Origin of the sequence: Cellulosilyticum ruminicola JCM 14822 (assembly GCF_001311925.1) — a bacterium.
Lineage (GTDB): Bacteria > Bacillota > Clostridia > Lachnospirales > Cellulosilyticaceae > Cellulosilyticum > Cellulosilyticum ruminicola.
Map to the genome: position 1 here is coordinate 1 of NZ_BBCG01000064.1, position 18,647 is coordinate 18,647.

Below are 18,647 nucleotides of genomic sequence, written 5' to 3' on the forward strand. Positions count from 1 at the left end.
CATAATGAGGGGAGAAGCGTTAGCATCCAAAGATTTTACACATTATTGCTTATAGATATATATCATTTCTACACTATAAAAAGAATCACACTGCATACTTATGAGGTGTTTGCGGTCCTTCTTCGGAGGATAGCAAAGTTGTCTTTAACTGAAAAGCGTTTGAGACAAACGACATATTTCAAAATAGAGAACTATTTAAACCAACTCCTCGTTACTGGAAAAGCTTAGTATTAAGTTAACGATTATGATATCATATTTTTCACAAGTAAGCATAATTGCTTTAAGGAAATAAATAAAATTCTCAAAAAGTTTTTCTTCATCTACTTCTTATAAAGTTTCACTCTCACAATCCTCATCTTGTATAATTCTATGGCTAATCTACTTATATCCCTATGTTTATGGATAAATCTTTCTACCTTTTTCATCACCAATACCTGTCTTACGATAGAAATAGGTATTCACTATATCTTGCCATTCAATGGCATCTTTAAGCTGCACTTCTAATTCGTTACTTACTTTTTCATAGTAAGCATTTGAAACTTTTCCTTCTAAGTTTCTCCAAAGCTTTACATATTTTTGAACTTGTTCTACTCCAGCAAAGTGTACATCATAAATGTATTGTAATAATGTTCTGCCATCCTTAAGCTTTTCATCATATCCTATATGATGGAAGAATAATAAAAGTTCTTCAGGACAAGTCTCTTTATTTTCATACATACTTGCATTCGGTTCATGATACTGGGCTGTATAGCCTGTTCCATTCTTAACCGTTCTATCCACACCAATGCCTTTGTAATCTGCATAATGATAAGTTCCCCATGGTGAATACTCATAACCTTCAATATTAGGTCCATAATGATGAGAGACATTAACCATCCAGCCAATACCTAATGGCACCGTATAATCTTCATAAGCTTTTCGTGAAGTAAGTAATATTTCTAATACAGCTTCTTCTACAGTTTCATCCATACCAAATGTGAGATTAATCCACTCTTTTGCGATTTTCTCTGCACTTAAATCAGGATTCCAACATAATCTTCCGAAGCCATATAAATTTACTGCTGCCATAGGACTTCCTGTCCAGCACTGGCTATCTCCTATATTACAAACACCTGCTATACCACCATGAATATTTTTGAATGTCTCACCTTTTACAATATCCTTTACTAAAGTACCCTGGCCCTTAGCATATGTATCAAATTCTAAACACTCTTTCCACATCGGTGCTAAGTAGCAAATGTGTTTTTGTTGACCTGTATATTCTTGTGTGATCTGGAATTCCATAATTTGATTTGTTGCTTCGAGGGCTCCAAATAAAGGTGAAATTGGTTCTCTAATTTGAAAATCCATAGGCCCATTTTTAATTTGTAAAACGACATTATCATCAAATTGGCCATCTAGCTTTTTAAAATGGTCATAAGCTGCCTTAGCCCTATCCGTTTTACGATCGCGCCAGTCCACATGACAGTTATAAACGAAACATCTCCAAATTACTTTGCCATCAAAAGGTGCAATAGCCTGCGCTAACATATTTGCTCCATCTGCATGAGTACGTCCATAAGTAAAAGGCCCCGGTCTATTTTCTGAATCCGCCTTTACTAAAAACCCCCCTAAATCAGGGACAGTTCTCCAAACCTCTTTGCCTACGTTTTGCCACCATTTTCTTACCCTTTCATCTAATGGATCAGCTGTCTCAAGTCCACCTAGCTGCATAGGTGCTGCGAAATTAATGCTTAAATACACTTTAAGTCCATAGTTTCTGAATACTTCTGCCAGTCTTGCAATACCTGATAAATAAGGCTCACAAATTAGCTTAGTCTCCTGATAATGTACATTTACATTATTAATAGTTAAGCTATTAATTCCCACTGAAGCCAATAATCTAGCATAGTCTTTAATACGTTCTAAATCTTCTATGATTTGATAGTCCTTGTAAAATATAGATTGCCCTGCATAACCTCTTTCAACGCTGCCATCCATATTGTCCCAATGATTAATCATACGAATAGGATTTACTGGATTATCAATAATCTCTTTCCTACCAAGTGTCCCTCTTCTTAAACGGCTCATGAGTCCAAAAACACCATATAAAATTCCTTCTCCTGTTGGCTCTTAATAGTAATGCTTTCTGACGTTTGCGTAATCATATATCCTTCTGCTTTTAACTGATTATCATTCGTATATACAAAATTTATTTTTATATTCTTATTTTCTAGCTCCTTTGTATGATAAAACTTATTTAATTCTTCTACAGCTGTTTGCACACATCGATGTTTTGAGAATTTTTCATCTATCTCAATGCTTAAGTTTTCAGCTTGTCCTAATACTTCTTTTGATACTTGTTTTTCATCTAGCCAACAGTTGTACATCTAAACTCTCCCTCCTATGCAAAAAGGCTACTGTGTCCTTCTCACTGTAGCCTTTTTAACCGTTCTATTATTAGTTATATTAACCTTAAATTATTCAAATATTTAACCTAAAAGGTGAAGCAGGTAACCCCTCTTTGCTATATAAATTCGCATTTTCAGGATTATCAGCCCAAGCATATCTTACTTCTTTTGGTAAACCTATCTGCTCATGCCAAACAATTACTTTATTAGATCCCATAAGTTTAGCATGTGCTTTATAAAAATGTTCTCCATCCTGAGAAATAATGAATTGATTTAACTCATTGCCTTTCATTATGAGACCTGTCCCCTCATTCTTAAAGGTTACAATAAGCGCATCATCTTCTCTTATAACTGACTCTCCTACTGGACTACAATAATTAACTTCTTCATGATAAGCAATTGCTCTGGCTGCAAGTGCTAATCTTTCACCAATATCCTTCTTATTTAAAGGATGTAAATCATTCCATTCTCCCACATCAAGGCTTGTAATCATAGCCGTATTAGGGAGTTCTAATGCTTCTAATTGTGCCTGTCTGATTTTTGCCCAACCAGCTTCTAAATCAGCTTTTCTAACCTCATCTGTAAGATTAGCTTGCTGTAAATAATAATCTTCACTTAATGTTGCATAGTTTGGTAACTGGACATATAAAAATGGTAAATCACTACTTCTTAATGTCTTTCTCCAATCTTTAATAAGACCTTCAAATAATGTCTTATAATCATCTGGATAATAGCCATTAGATTCCCCCTGATACCAAATCACACCTTTAAATTTTATGTTTTTAAGCGGTGCAATCATGCCATTATATACTCCCATTGGCTGGAACTGTATAAATACAGGGTAATCCAATCGCTCTAACTTTCCACCAAGTTTGTATTGCCAAGTTCCATTTAAATCAATTACTTCTGGACCTATTTGAAGCTGAAGCTTTTTATCTGGTGTGAATCCTACTTCACCCCGCTCAAAGCATACACGAACTATTATTACATTTTTCCCCGCTTTAAGTTTACCTAAAGGAATTTCATAAATACGTGGTGTATGTCTATCTGATGTAAACCCTATTTCACTACCATTAATATAACATGGTCATTGTCTACGATAGTTCCTAATAAGATTCTGCCTGCTTTCCCAGCCATATTTTCTGGCACCTGAACTACTTTTCTATACCAAACACTACCAGCTTCAACTAAATTTTCATCTACTAGAAAGCTAGGTAATTCACAATCTTTCCAACCTTCCATTTCTCTAGCATCATACCAACGCCCTTTAATTAATTCTCTTTCTTTGAGACTTAAGTCGACCTCATCTAGTCGATTATACCAAGCATTAATGCGTGTAATATCATCTACTAACGTTTTTTGGATGAATGCTTTATCTTTATATTTTGCACTTTGTTCTATGTAGGCAGGAAATTGTTTTAATGCCTCTTCACTCATCCAAGCTTCTATAGGCGTTCCTCCTATGGCAGTATGAATAAGCCCAATAGGTACTTGATATTTTTCATAAAGAGCTTTAGCGAAGAAATATCCTACAGCTGTAAAATTTTTTGCGTTAGATTGATTTAGCCTTTGCCAAATGCCTGCTCTTATATTTTCTAAAGGTCCATTAAAATCATAAGTCATAGGTACTTGGAACATCCTAATCTTATTATTTTCATAAGTCTCTACTTCTTCTTTATAACGTTCCATCACTCTGCTGATAGGCAGTTCCATATTAGACTGCCCCCCACAAAGCCATAAGTCACCTATCAATATATCTTGAATTACCATTCTCTTTTTATTACCTACTGTAATGATCAGCTCATAAGGCCCCCCAGCCTCCATAGCTGGCATCACAACTTTCCAATTACCTTCTTTATCACCTACTGCTGTATAAGTACATCCTGCAAAATATACATCTATAAATACACCTGCTGATTCATGTCCCCATATTTTGATTTCTTCATTTCTTTGTATAATCATGCCATCAGATATAATCCGTGGTAATTTCAACCCTTGTATTCTATCCATTTAAATTACACCACCCTACTACTTTTCCTAATAAGCACTCACCCATTTCTCTTTTAGTTTTTCATCCTATAAAACATTTACCATATACGATAATTACCACTTAAAGCTAAGAACGCAAATATATAAAGGCAGTTATCATAATAACGGCGTTCTCCTTTTCTAAGTGGTGTTTCCCAGAATTTCTTAACCCAGTACTCACCACCTGCATCTCTAGATGCTAATGTCCCCATTGCATTAGTTGCAATAATGGCTATTGGGTGAAGTGCCTCTTCCTCTAATTCCTCACCATCTATCGTGTAAACTTTATAAGGCGTCCCCTCTTTTGCCTTAAAGAAGTTCTGTACTTTACTTGCACATTCTTTATTCCATTCAAATGGACCTGCCCATTCATTATCAAGTCCTATATTCGCTACAACGCGATATGCATCGCTATAATAATTACCATGCCCCTCTTGATGTCTTGGTGTCCCATCATATTCTGTATATTCTGCTGCAAATCCAGTTTCACCATGACATGCTTTCTTTAAAAATTCTCGACTAGCCTGAGCTGCATCTGCCCAAAACTGTCTGTCCTCTTCATCTGCCCACATTGCAAAAAGTTCATAGAAATGTGGTAAATGATAAGAAGGATCTGTAAATGGTAGGCCTGGTACAAATTTAATAAGTTTATTATCAGGATGCCACATAGGTTGTCCTATGCCATCCTCCCCTTTATGAACACACTCATGTAAAAGTTCTCTAGCTTCTTTTGTATAGGCAAATATTCCTTCTCCATCTCCCCATCTATGAGCAGCAAAGAATAATGCCATTGCAAAATATTCTTCTCCATCTGGCGCTGGACCATCAGAAATCTTTTCCCCTGTAGGTAAAACTGACCACGCAAAGTAACCCTTATTCCAACCATCTTCAAGCCACATATAAGTTTTGACCCATTTCCATAGACGGTCAAATTCCTCTTTCATATTATGCTGTACACACATCATCATGGCATAAGACATTCCTTCTGTACGTACATCATTATTTCCTGTATCTACCACATATCCCATATCGTCACCGAATTCATGATAAATACGTTCTTCTTCTGATCCATAGAAAAATGTATGATAAATAGCTTCTAATTTATCAGCTATTTCTTTTTCATCATAACCATAAATCTTAAAATAATTTGTATACTCTCTCTCTTGTGCCCCTTTCATATTGGCCTCCTCTTAATTCTATGTATTATCCTATCTACCACTGTATTCAAACCATTTAAAGTCTGCATAGTTTTGTGAAGCTTTACCATTGCTACTTGCATACATTCCAATGCAAGTGCCTACAAAACCATCTGCTTTATTTGTACTTAATATAGATGCATCTATATTCTCTGCTAATTTACTTACTTTAGAAGGTGTCACGCCATAATAAAAGTCTAAATGCTGCCCTGTAGCAACAGCTCTTAAATATACCTTGTTTCCTTCAAAAGGTACTTCATTAATGATTTCATCTTGACCTTTTTCGCATTTTGTAAGTCTTAAGTAATTCTTTTGACCTTCCATGATATATTCAAATCTAAAATGATAAGCATCATTTTGCATCAGTACAAGTCCTGCCACCTCATTTTCACTTTGTGGCATAAATTCCATCATAGTATTAGCATTGAAATCTTTATGTTGCTGCCTACGTACGATAAGACTTGGTGTTGCAAATTCTTTGATAGTTTCAGTTCTAAGTTGTAATCTTAAATAGCCTTCCCTATCTTTTAAACTACAAAAGCTTTCTTTAGGTCCTCTTAAAGCCATCCATTTATAATCTAATTCTTCTCTCATGAAGTGTTCACAAGTATCTTCTGGGAGCACTTTAAACTCTGGCAAATTAGGTGCAACGCCTATTTCTTCTACAAGACCTTTGCCTTCATTCACAATAGGCCATCCATCTTCCCATGTTACTGGTACTAAGAAAGTTTCACGCCCCATATTGTAATAACCTTCATAAGGTCTAGATGCGAGTAATACCATCCACCATTCACCATTTTGTGTTTGAACTAAATCACCATGTCCTACATTTTGAATATCATTATGATTTCCTAAATGTCTATGTGTCAAAATAGGATTACATCTAAAAGACTCATAAGGTCCTAATAAATTTTCGCTACGTGCAATGGTAATGGCATGTTCATGACATGTACCACCTTCCGAAATCATGACATAATAATAACCATCTTTTTTATAAAGGTGAGGTCCTTCAGCCCAGATTGTTTCTCTGCAAGAACCTTCCCATACCACATATTCTTCACCGACTAATTTACCTTGTTCTAAATCAATTTCTCTTACATAGATTACATTGTCTCCCCAATATCTTGAGATGCTCTTATCTTTTTCTTTAGTCCCTATGTAATAAGCTTTACCATCATCATCGAAGAATAAGCTTGGATCAATACCTATTGCTTCATCTAACACGATTGGATCAGACCAAGGACCTGCTGGATTAGTAGCTGTCACATAAAAGTTTCCGCCACAGCCTATATTAGTTGTAATCATATAAAAGATGCCTTCATGATATCTAATAGTTGGTGCGAATATGCCACCTGAATGATGTGTGCCTTCTAATGGCAATTGACTCTCTCTCTCTAAAACATGACCGATTTGTTCCCAGTTCACTAAATCTCTGCTGTGCCAAACAGGCACACCAGGGAAATAGGCAAATGTGGAATTCACTAAATAATAATCTTCTCCTACTCTACAAATAGAAGGATCTGGATAAAATCCAGGTAAAATTGGATTTGTAAATACTCTCATATAGCTCTCCTTATTTATATTTTATTTAAAACTCTACTTCAGCTACTATATGTGTTTTACCTGTAAGCTTTTGACTTCTCTTATCTGGTGCAGATGTTCCTATAAATAATTTGAATTTCTTACTATCTACAATACGTTTACCTTCTTCATTGATTACCGTAAATGCTTTTTCACCTACATTTAAAGTAACTTCTTTACTTTCACCAGCTTTTAAGAATACGGATTTAAAGCTGCATAAACTGAAGTTAGGTACTGCATATTGAGATTCCATATCTTTGATATAGATTTGAACTACATCATAGCTATCCACATTAGATTTATTTTCAAGTTCTACTTTTACTTTATATTTTGTTTGACCTGCTGAAAAGTTTGTAATTTCTTCCCCTTTAGCTCCATCTAATACTTTTACTGATTGAACTTTGATATCGGCATAACTTAAACCATATCCAAATGGATATAATGCTTCATTTGGCATATAACGATATGTACGATCTTTCATTGAATAATCTTCGAAAGCTGGTAATTCTTCAGTTGTTTTATAGAATGTTACTGGTAATTTACCACTTGGAGAATATTCACCGAATAATAATTGTGCTAAAGCTTTGCCACCTTGAGCTCCTGGATACCATGTTTGAAAAATAGCATTACAATGTTCATCTGCATAATTAATTGCCATAGCACTTCCTGTGCTTAATACTAAGATTACAGGTTTACCTACAGCAACAACTTTTTCTAAAAGCTGTTGCTGTCTACCGATAAGATTTAAGCTTAATTTATCTCCACCAGCGAAGGCATTTCCTGTATCCCCTTGTTCTCCTTCAATTGTAGAGTCTAAACCTAAGCATAATACAACTACATCACTTTGCTCAGCAACGATTAAAGCTTCAGCTTCTCTATCATTTTCCCAAGCTAAGTTAGACATACCATTTGCAAATAAGTGACAGCCTTCAGAATAATAAACTCTTACATCATCACCTACATAATCTTGAATTCCTTCTACAAATGTTGTATATCTAGAAGCTGTACCATTGTAATTTCCTTCTAATACTGTACGATTATTAGCTGTTGGTCCAATGATACCGATACTTTTAAGCTTGTCTTTATTAAGTGGTAAGATGCCATCATTTTTAAGCATAACCATACTTCTTCTAGAAGCTTCTAAAGCCACTTCTCTATGTACTTTGCAATCATTTACTGCATAAGGAATTTCATTATATTTACAGTTTTTATCAAATAAACCAAGCTGCATACGAATTCTCATTAATTTTTCTGCTGCTTCTGTAATTATTTCTTCTTTTACTAAGCCTTCTTGATGAGCCTCTAACATGTGTAGATATGTATTACCACAATTTAATTCACAACCATTATTGATTGCTAAAGCTGCTGATTCGGCTGCTGTATGTGTTACCATATGTTCTGTATGGAAGTCACGAATTGCCCAGCAGTCAGATACAATATAACCATCGAATCCCCAATCTTTCTTTAAGATATCTACTAATAAAGTTTTGCTACCACAAGCTGGCTCACCATTTACACGGTTATACGCTCCCATTACACCGATTACATTAGCTTCTTTAACAGCTGCTTCGAAAGCTGGCAAATAAGTTTCATATAAATCTTTTTTAGAAACAATAGCGTCGAAATGATGTCTATCTTCTTCTGGTCCTGAATGTACTGCAAAGTGTTTCGCACATGCAGCTGCTTTGAGATAATCTTCGTTTTCGTCTCCTTGTAATCCTTTAATAAAGGCAACACCTAAACGTGCTGTTAAATATGGATCTTCGCCATAAGTTTCATGTCCTCTACCCCATCTAGGTCTCTGAAAATATTGATATTAGGTGCCCAGAATGTCATACCTTTATAAATATCTCTATCCTCTTTTTGAGAAAATTGATTGTATTTTGCACGCCCTTCAATGGCAATGATATCTGCAATTTCACCTAATTTTTCTTCATCAAACATTGCAGCAAGTCCTATAGCTTGTGGAAATACAGTAGCCACTCCTGCTCTTGCGACACCATGTAATGCTTCATTCCACCAATTATATGTAGGAATTCCTAATCTCTTAATAGCTGGGGCATCATATCTTAATTGTGATGCTTTTTCTAATAAATCCATTTGCCTAACAAGTTCTTTTGCTTCATTTTTAAAATTTTTCACAGTCTTGTTCCTCCCATATTCCCATTTTCCTATTACACTTTACTATTATATCTTAAAATTTTTTTGCTTCTTTTAATACCACTATTTCCTACCTATAATACCTATATATTTATAGATAATTATTCTTTAACACCACCAATAGTCATACCAGTTACAAAGTATTTTTGTAAGAATGGATATAAGCATATGATTGGGAATGCTGTAACAACTGTAGTTGCTGCACGCATTGTAAGTGGCGAAATTGTATTACTTGCTGCTGCTGTCTTCATTGATTCAACAGATCCACCTTGATTCATTACAGAAGCAAGAAGTTTCATAAGTTCATATTGAAGAGTTGTTAAGTTAGTTGCTGTACGGTTATAGAGCATTGCATCGAACCATGAGTTCCATTGAGCTACGGCAATAAATAATGCAACTGTTGCAAGTACCGGCTTACATAAAGGTAAAATAATTCTCATAAAGATTGTAAAGTGACCAGCACCGTCTACTTGCGCTGATTCTACTAAACTATCTGGTAATCCATTCATGAATGTTCTAATAACAATCATATTAAATGCACTTACCATACCTGGTAAAATATATACCCAAAAGTTATTTGTAAGACCAATAGATTTAAATAAAACGAAAGTAGGAATTAGACCACCATTTACATACATTGTTAATACATAAATAAATGAAACTTGTTTTTTAAATAAGAATTCTTTTCTACTTAAGATATAAGCTAATAAAGAAGTTACAAAAAGTTGAGTAATTGTAGCAATGACTGTTCTTAAAACAGAAATCTTAGTTGCTGTTAAAAGAAGGTCTTTCGCAAATACCATTTGGTAGTTTTTAAGAGAGAACTTTCTAGGCAAGAAGTAAATACCACCTCTTAAAGCATCTGTTCCTTCATTAAATGAATAAGCTACTGTGTTGATGATTGGATATAAAATTGCTACTGTGAATAATCCTAAGATAATTGCATTAACGACTGTAAATACTATATCTTCTGTTCGTTTACCTTTTAATGTTTTCATATATCCTACCCCCTTAGAATAATCTTTCTTCGCCCATAGCTTTTGCGATTCTATTGGCAATGAAGATTAAAATAACACTAATAACGCTCTTGAAAATACCTGCTGCTGTCGCAAGTGAGTAGTCAGCTAAACTAATACCATATTTGAGTACGTAGATGTCAATTGTTTGAGACACGTTTTGAACTAATCCATTTGTTAATAAATATTGCATATCGAATCCTGAATTTAAAATGTTACCGATATTAATGATTAATAAGATACAGATTGTTGATTTGATACCTGGTAAAGTGATATATTTGATCTTTTTGAGACGACTTGCACCATCGATTTCTGCTGCTTCATATAATTCCGGATTAATAGCAGTAATAGCTGCAAGATAGATAATACTTCCCCAACCTACTTCTTTCCATACATTTGTAATCCCTACGATTCCCCAGTAGTATTTAGGAATAGATAAGAAGTTAATTGGTTCCTTTATAAGATGTAATTTGAGTAAGATTTGATTAAGAATACCTGAATCCATTGAAAGTACTTGGAATACAAGACCTACAACGATAACCCATGATAAGAAGTGTGGTAAATATGAAACGGTTTGTACAAACTTTTTTACCAAATCTGCTTTTTACTTCATTTAATAAAAGTGCTAAAAGAATTGAACATACGAAACCTAATACAAGGTTAATAATGCTCATCGCTAATGTATTTCTTAATACACCTAAGAAAACATCATTTGTAAATAATTGTCGAAATTTAGCAAAACCAATCCAAGTTTGATCAAAAAATCCTTTAGCTGGCTTATAGTTTTGGAAAGCCATAATCCAACCAAATAGTGGTACATAGTTGAAAACTAAAACATAGAGGATGAATGGGATAGTTAATAAAATCAACTCTTTTTGTCTCACCATTTCTTTCCATGTAATTTTCTTTGATACCTCTTTTTCTACATATGCTTTAGGTTTTTTTATCTTTGTATTTGATATAGTTTCAGTCACTTTGCTCATAAATCTCTCTCCTTTCTGGATATTGATATAATAAGAGGGCCTCTAATTGATACGATTATCGAGAATAGAGGCCCTCTTAAACTTTGCAATGTATTTATTTTACATTTTGCCTGCTACTATTGTTCACCATTAGCAACAGCGACTCTTCTTCTAACTTCTTCTGTTAATGCATTCTCGTAAGCTTCTATATCAACACGTTCATTAAATACTTTCATATATTGATCCCAAGCACTTTCAAAATCGCTATCCATAACTACTTTTGGTAACCATTCATGTTTTACTTCATCCATGTTTACTTTAGCTAAACCGTAATCTGTATCTGCTGTCCAAGAGTTTGTACAAGACCACATTGGATACCAAGGTTCACTTGGTTGTGATTCATTTAAAAATTGTGTAAATGTTTGGTAACCATAAGCATCAAGTATTTTTTTCTTAGCTTCTGGTTGACTAGCATAGTATTCACTAGGTTGTTGATCTGGTGTGTAAGCATTGATTCCATCTAAACTCATACCTTCATGATGTGGGAAGTTTGCATATGGATCAACAAATTCATTGATACGATAGTTTTTGTCTAAAGCATTTGCTCTTTGTTCATCTGTTCTATAGAATAATCCATCTTCGCCAACTTCATAATCTATACCTTCCATACCCCAGTAACGTAATGTTTGAATTTCTGGGTCTAATAAATCATTAATCATTTTTAATGCGCCTTCAATATCTTTACAGCTTGTAGTGATACTTAAACCATTTGATGTATCAAAGGCTGGTTCACTATGATATCTTTCAATTGTTCCATCTTTCAATACGATACCTACTGGAACATATGTACAATTATCTAATCCTTGTGTTACAAGTGATTTTTCTGCATCTTGGAAGTTCCAATATTGGTCAACCATACCACAAACACGTCCTGTAGAAAGTTTTGCGATATATTGGTCATAGTTTAATGTAAATGTTTCTGGATCGATGATTCCTTTTTGATATTCTTCGTTTAATTTTTTGAAGTAAGCTTTTGCTGTATCTGTTGTATTGTAATTATGAGCTGTTAATGTCTCTTTATCTACATAGCAACAACCATCATTTGGATAACCATCTAAAAATAGAGGTGGATTTTCTAAGCAATAATAACGCCAGTCATCACTTAAGATTTCATAACCGATATTTTCAAGACCATCATCCATTGTAGGATTTTCTGCAATGTAACGTTCAATAAGATCGAAGTATTCATCTAATGTATTAAGTTTTGGATATCCAGCCCATTCAAGTACACGATTTTGAATCCAGAAAGCTTCATCATTATGATATGTTTGCATGTCATGATCATTTATAATGCCGAATTCAGGGATAAGATAGATATGACCATCTGCTGCTCTCATTTGATTCCATTGAGATTCTGATATAAAGTTTTTGATATTTGGATAGTTATCCCAATATTCATCAATTGGTACTAAAGCACCTGCATCAATTAATAAAGATGTACCATCTGAACCTACGATAAGATCTGTATAGTCACCACCTGCAACCATTGTTCCTATACTCTCTTTAGCTGTTTGACCTGTAAGGAAAGTAATTTTTGCTTTTGCACCGATACGTTTTGAAATTTCATTATAAAGCCTATTGTCTTCAGGTATTTCTGTTCCAGGCATTGCAATATACATTGAGAACTCTTTAATTCCATCAGCTGATTCTTGTTGTCCTGTTGATGCTGTTGTTGTAGCTGTTTTACCACATCCTGTTCCCATAACAGCTACTAAACTCATTACGCCAAGTAAAGCTAGCATTGCTCTTGCTCTTTTCATACTATCCCCTCACTTTTTATCTTATAGCACTTATTACTTGCTTTATGATTGTGCCTTATTTATAAATAAATTTTACCAATCTTGTCCTTTATCCTCAACCTAATAAACTATATATAAAGTATAAAAAACTATACATTTTATATATACAATCTGTATTTTTCACTTATTTTTTAACTATATTACATATAAAGTTTAAGATTTTGCCTATTATTTATATGCTTTTTGACTTTTCAACTCTTTATTTCACCTACTTATATCATAAATTTTACTATCTTCAAAAGTGCTTATTGCACAAAAAGGGCTGGGGAAGTGTGCGTATTAACTACGCCCTCTATAATCTGTGAAGCACTAAATTCGAAGATTATTTTACAGGTAGATTAATACGCACACCTCCTCAGCCTCATTAAAACATAACTTAAGGTTATAAACTATTAAAATCAAGTTCAGATTATTACTATGCTTACTTTTGTCTTGAGATGGGCTAACTTTATATGAGTTATTTTAAAAATTGTTTACGATATTGGAGTGGTGTTTTGCCTTTAAGTTTTACGAATTTGTTGATGAAATAGTCTAGGTTATTATAACCTACTGATTCTGCAATGAAGCATACTTTATCATTGGTACGAATAAGCAGTTCACTGGCTCTTTCTAGTCTGTAGTTGTTTAAATAATCTTTAAACCCTATACCATATTGTTTCTTGAAAATCTGGCCTAAGTAAGCACTATTAATATAGTACTTTTCACTTAATGATTTTAAACTTAGATTTTCTTTATAATGTAATTCAATTTCCTTTTCAACTTCTTTTAAAACACCATGGGAATTACTTTGCCTAAGTTGTGATAAATAACCTGCAAAGTCTTTTACAAATGCTTTAAAGTGTTTTGCACTTCCTCTAGCTGCACATTGTTCAAAGGCACATTCGCTAATATAACGTAATACTTCTTCTTGATCTACTTCTGAATCTAACTCTTTTGTAAGATATAAGAACTGACATAGTAAATAATCAATATTAATGTTAATGATTTTAGGATCTACATTATTTTCTTCAAAGCTGCTATAAATCTGATCCACACATCTATCTATATCTTCTTCTGAATTTTGTTCTGCATAACGTACTAGCTCATCCATATACTCTTTCTTAATCCCATAAGTACTTGTCTTCAAACTAGAAGTATCATCATAATACGTAATGTCTTCGCTATGCTTATAATTTTGGAATGACTTTGCTATAATTGCTGATTTGAAAGAGTTACTAAGCTGTATTACCTCTTCTACCATTTCACCTATATAACAATAGAATTTATAAGGAAGCTGTACTTTCATTGTCTCCTGAAGCTTTTGAATATACTCTCTTTCATTAATTCCCTTTTCCTTCGAAAACTGTCTTGAATATATAAAGCCTATCCCATAACTCTCATTACGTTTATCAATATCTAATAATACATAATCTCCATATGGCTGAGTATACGTTTTTAATTTATCATGAAACTCATTAATGACTTCATGTTTCTCCTCTTCTTTTAAATCTCTGAACCCCTTATCGTTTAAATCTATTTCCATCATTATATATCTTAGTTCATTATGATAAGGTAATCTTTTACATATATAATCAATATCCTGTTCATTATATAATCCAGAACAAAGGGCATTTAAATGACGTTCTAATACAATCATATCTGTATGTAATGCTTCAGCTTGTTTTTTTGCTTCCTTATTATAGGATTCTTTAAATTCCATAAGCGTTTTCACAAGCTCTCCTTTTTGAATCGGTTTTAATATATAATCAATGACATTATGCTTAATTGCTTGTTTAGCATATTCAAACTCATAATAACCACTTAATACAATAACTTTAAGATGTTTATTTTTGCCATTTCTTATAGCTTCAATAAGCTCTATGCCATTCATATGAGGCATTTTAATATCTGTAATTACTAAATCAATTGGCTCTTTTTCTATTATTTCGAGAGCACTCTGCCCATCTGCTGCTTCATTTACAATATTAAAACCATATTTTCTCCAATCAATCAAGATTTTTAATCCTTGACGAATAAATGGTTCATCATCTACAATCAATACATTTATCATCCTCAGCCCCCCCATACTTTTTATTATAAGTTTTCCAAAGATTCCATAGCAAGTTGCAAGCTTATATCTGTTCCTTGTCCTTCTTCACTTTCTATTTGAAACTCTACTCTACCTTCAGTGCATAACTTCATTCTTATAAGAGCATTCAGCATTCCAGTACTCTTAGACTGACTTAATCTATTAATATCTAAAGATGATAGCCTATTTCTTATTTCATTTAATTTTTCTTCATTCATGCCACATCCTGAATCACTAATTTCTATATATAAGTTTTCTTCATCTTTAGATATCGTTACAAATATATTTCCTCGGTCTGATATTCCCTCTATACCATGTACACATGCATTTTCTACAAAGGTCAAAATGCTTAGTTTAGGAATTTTAATACCCTCACATCCCGGCATAATATAAAATCCAAAATTTAATTTATCTCCAAATCGATACTTTTGTATATTGGTATATTGTTCTACGAAAGTTATTTCTTCCTTTATAGAAATATTATCATATCTCCATGATAATGATTTTCTTAAAATAATAGCAAGCTGCCCGATTACCTTGGCTGTTTCATCTTCATGTTTTAAAAGACTTCTCATACGTATACTCTCTAATGTATTAAACATGAAATGTGGATTGACTTGTGTTTGTAATGCCTTCAGTTCTGCTTCTTTTCTTGCTAATTCTAAAGCTTGCTTTTCCGCATTTTTCTTTAACACTACTTCTATTAAATCTCTAATCTTAATAACCATTAAATTGTAGGATTTAATGAGTGAACCTATTTCATCTCTACCACCTACATCTGTAATGACTTGAAAATCTTCACGTTTCACTTTATCTAAATAAGCTTCTATCATACTAATCCTTTGTGTAAAGGATTTAGAAATAATGGATATAATTATAGTTGGCAATAGTAAGTTAACGATTGCCATAAGCCAAATTACAGCCCTATTGGCTCTGATCATAGATAAGATTTTAATTGGCGCTGGTACAATATATACTGTCCAATAATCACTTCCAACATTAAAAGTCTTCTCATAAGCTAATCCTTCTATTTCTAATCGTTCTTTTGGTGTAAAGTTTTTTAAACTGCTTTCTGTAATTTTATTAGAAAATAAAATATACTTATCATTACATATATATATATATCCTTCTATTTTTTCATTTAATAGCTTATTTAAAATTCCTGTATATTCTAAATCAATCTTAACGATTTTTTCTTTATCTCTTGAACCAAGATAATTAAGCTTTTTAATTACACTGATGGTACGGCTCATTCTAGCTATAGATGCCTTCTTCTCATCAAAGTATGTCATTAACAGTGTGTCTTCATTACTTTCCTTAAAATCTTTATACCACTGCATATCTCGTACATCATCTAATTGCCAAAAACTTCCTCCATTCATAATGGTATGGTTGTCCACATATAACATGATATTATTAATATTTTGCGATTTATAATAATACTTAAATATATTATTCTGTATGAGCTGTTTATAGTTAATATAGTAATTTAAGTTAGATTTATGATTAGTTTCTAAAAACGTATTAATAATTGAATCTGTATATAAGTTATTTGCAATAGAATTGCATCCTTCTATATCAAGCTTTACATTATAAGCAATTCTATCAATCATATTATCCATTGTTATAGATTGCTGCTCTAAAGCATTTCGCCTAATAGAGCCTATAATAACGCCATCTGTTATAAGCATAGGTATACATACACAAAAAATATAAATAATTAATAATTTATGCTTAATCTTACAATTGTTTAACATACTTAGTCTATTCATATCTCAACTCCAATGTAAGTTTATTTTTATTATTTAATCTGTCTATTAAATGATAGCATTATATTTTAAATTATTCCATAATTTTATATATTTTATATTTAATTTTTATATATTTTATCTTTAATTTTTATATATTATTAAGTTTATTTTGATGATAATATACAAATATCTTATATTTAATTTACTTATTCTTTTTTTATATCTTTACCCATTAATACTTATTAATTTTTATTAGCTTGACTAGTTATTAATAATTAGTTTTGTCTATATTTTATCTTTTCTATGATTACTTTTATTAAGGAGGTTTTTATGAACAAACTACTAAACGTGCAACCTATCTTACTACAGCAACATTATTAGCAAGCACTCTTTCTAATGTAACAATTCCGGTATTAGCAGCCGAGAATGTTCAAACTGCTATTGCACCTTCTGTTTTTTCTGAATCTGTAACTCCTTCTGGACTTGTTTCCTCTTTTGAATCTGAAAACCTAGATAACTGGAGAAATAGAGGCGATGCAAAAGTTAACTTCGCTTCAGATGAATCCCATCCAGGTAACACTTGTGTCTTAGTTTCAAACCGTTCAGCAAACTGGCACGGTATCGAAAAAGATATCTCAAAAATCGTTAAACCTGGCCGTAAATACTCTTTTGGCGTTTGGGTCAAATATACAGATGCCAACGGTTCTGATACTGAAGAAATTAACTTAACATTACAATATAACACTTCTGCGGACTCTGATGATCACTACGACCGCATCTGCGGAAATAGTGCCGTTCAAAAGGGTGAATGGACTTATTTATCTGGTACATATGATTTTAAAGAAAATACAACTTCAGCTCTCATTTATGTAGAAGCTGCTACTGCAAACTTAGAATTTTACATAGATGAAGCTTCTATAGATGGTGATTTTTCTCCAACTCAAGATGAATTACCTCCTGAAAATATAGCTATTCAAAATGATATTCCTTCATTACAAGAGGTTTATAAAGATTACTTTAAATTTGGTACTGCTGTTGCACATCATAACCTTAATGAACTAGAAAAGGAATTAGTTGCAAAACACTTCAATAGTATTACTTGTGAAAATGCTATGAAACCAGAAGCAATGCTTGATTATGATGCAACTATTAAATATATGGAAGAAAATAATGGTGATGAAACACATCCTCAAGTTCATCTATCTCCTGAAGCAATTGCTACCTTAGATTTTGCTAGAGATAAGGGTATTCCTATTAGAGGACATGTTCTTGTATGGCATTCTCAAACACCTAACTGGCTCTTTACAAAAGGTTATTCAAAAGCAGCCGATGCAGAATTTGTTAGTAAAGATGTTATGTTACAACGTCTAGAAAACTATATTGATGCAGTATTTAAAATTCTTGATGAACAATACCCTGATGTAAAATTCTATGCTTTTGACGTCGTTAATGAAGCCGTTAACCCTAGTTCACCAGATGGACTCAGATTCCCAGCTAAATCCGCTACAACTTCTGGGGATGATGGTAATAATGAAAATGCCAATAACTCTATGTGGATGACAACAATTGGTGCTGAACATATTGAAAAAGCCTTTGAATATGCTAGGGCAGCTTCTAAAAAATATACTTCTTTAAA

The 18,647-nt window shown here is 33.0% G+C and carries 13 protein-coding genes and 1 pseudogene; 1 reads left to right on the forward strand and 13 read right to left on the reverse strand.

From position 1 onward, the window contains the following. Positions 1-396: 396 nt before the first annotated feature. From JCM14822_RS15445 to JCM14822_RS15500, 13 genes and pseudogenes are all read right to left on the reverse strand, one after another. Positions 397-2,070: an alpha-glucuronidase gene (locus tag JCM14822_RS15445; RefSeq protein WP_157047814.1), complete on the reverse strand. Its 1,674-nt coding sequence runs from the start codon at positions 2,068-2,070 to the stop codon at positions 397-399. Then, on the reverse strand, positions 2,067-2,369 hold the full coding sequence (locus JCM14822_RS20555; protein ID WP_054743232.1) for a hypothetical protein: 303 nt from the start codon (positions 2,367-2,369) through the stop codon (positions 2,067-2,069). The genes JCM14822_RS15445 and JCM14822_RS20555 overlap by 4 nt, the downstream gene beginning before the upstream one ends. Positions 2,370-2,463: 94 nt before the next feature. Next, positions 2,464-3,189 (reverse strand): sialate O-acetylesterase, encoded by a 726-nt coding sequence (locus JCM14822_RS15455; RefSeq protein ID WP_054743233.1) that lies wholly within the window; start codon positions 3,187-3,189, stop codon positions 2,464-2,466. Between the two features lie 260 nt (positions 3,190-3,449). Beyond that, on the reverse strand, positions 3,450-4,400 hold the full coding sequence (locus tag JCM14822_RS15460; RefSeq protein WP_054743234.1) for a sialate O-acetylesterase: 951 nt from the start codon (positions 4,398-4,400) through the stop codon (positions 3,450-3,452). Positions 4,401-4,477: 77 nt separating this feature from the next. Continuing rightward, positions 4,478-5,596, reverse strand: coding sequence for a glycosyl hydrolase family 8 (locus JCM14822_RS15465; protein ID WP_054743235.1), 1,119 nt, complete (start codon positions 5,594-5,596; stop codon positions 4,478-4,480). Positions 5,597-5,626: 30 nt separating this feature from the next. Further along, positions 5,627-7,177 (reverse strand): glycoside hydrolase family 43 protein, encoded by a 1,551-nt coding sequence (locus tag JCM14822_RS15470; protein ID WP_054743236.1) that lies wholly within the window; start codon positions 7,175-7,177, stop codon positions 5,627-5,629. A gap of 25 nt (positions 7,178-7,202) precedes the next feature. Then, positions 7,203-9,295, reverse strand: a pseudogene (locus tag JCM14822_RS25415) (glycoside hydrolase family 3 C-terminal domain-containing protein). A gap of 161 nt (positions 9,296-9,456) precedes the next feature. Beyond that, positions 9,457-10,353 carry a carbohydrate ABC transporter permease gene (locus JCM14822_RS15480; protein ID WP_054743237.1) on the reverse strand — a complete coding sequence of 299 codons (897 nt, stop codon included), beginning with the start codon at positions 10,351-10,353 and terminating at the stop codon, positions 9,457-9,459. Between the two features lie 13 nt (positions 10,354-10,366). Next, entirely contained in the window at positions 10,367-10,966 is a 600-nt protein-coding gene (locus tag JCM14822_RS15485; RefSeq protein ID WP_330377608.1) for an ABC transporter permease subunit, read from the reverse strand. Continuing rightward, the gene (locus JCM14822_RS24135) at positions 10,857-11,354 is read right to left on the reverse strand and encodes a hypothetical protein (RefSeq protein WP_330377609.1); all 498 of its coding nucleotides are present in this window, start codon (positions 11,352-11,354) and stop codon (positions 10,857-10,859) included. The genes JCM14822_RS15485 and JCM14822_RS24135 overlap by 110 nt, the downstream gene beginning before the upstream one ends. Positions 11,355-11,470: 116 nt before the next feature. Beyond that, complete coding sequence (locus JCM14822_RS15490; RefSeq protein ID WP_054743238.1) at positions 11,471-13,153, reverse strand: type 2 periplasmic-binding domain-containing protein; 1,683 nt, start codon at positions 13,151-13,153, stop codon at positions 11,471-11,473. A 496-nt stretch (positions 13,154-13,649) separates the two neighbouring features. Next, complete coding sequence (locus JCM14822_RS15495) at positions 13,650-15,242, reverse strand: response regulator transcription factor (RefSeq protein WP_054743239.1); 1,593 nt, start codon at positions 15,240-15,242, stop codon at positions 13,650-13,652. Positions 15,243-15,265: 23 nt separating this feature from the next. After that, entirely contained in the window at positions 15,266-17,032 is a 1,767-nt protein-coding gene (locus tag JCM14822_RS15500) for a sensor histidine kinase (RefSeq protein WP_054743240.1), read from the reverse strand. A 419-nt stretch (positions 17,033-17,451) separates the two neighbouring features. Here JCM14822_RS15500 and JCM14822_RS25180 point away from each other — a divergent pair. Further along, positions 17,452-18,647 (forward strand): endo-1,4-beta-xylanase (locus tag JCM14822_RS25180; protein WP_408606212.1); only part of this gene is annotated, 1,196 nt, incomplete at its 3' end.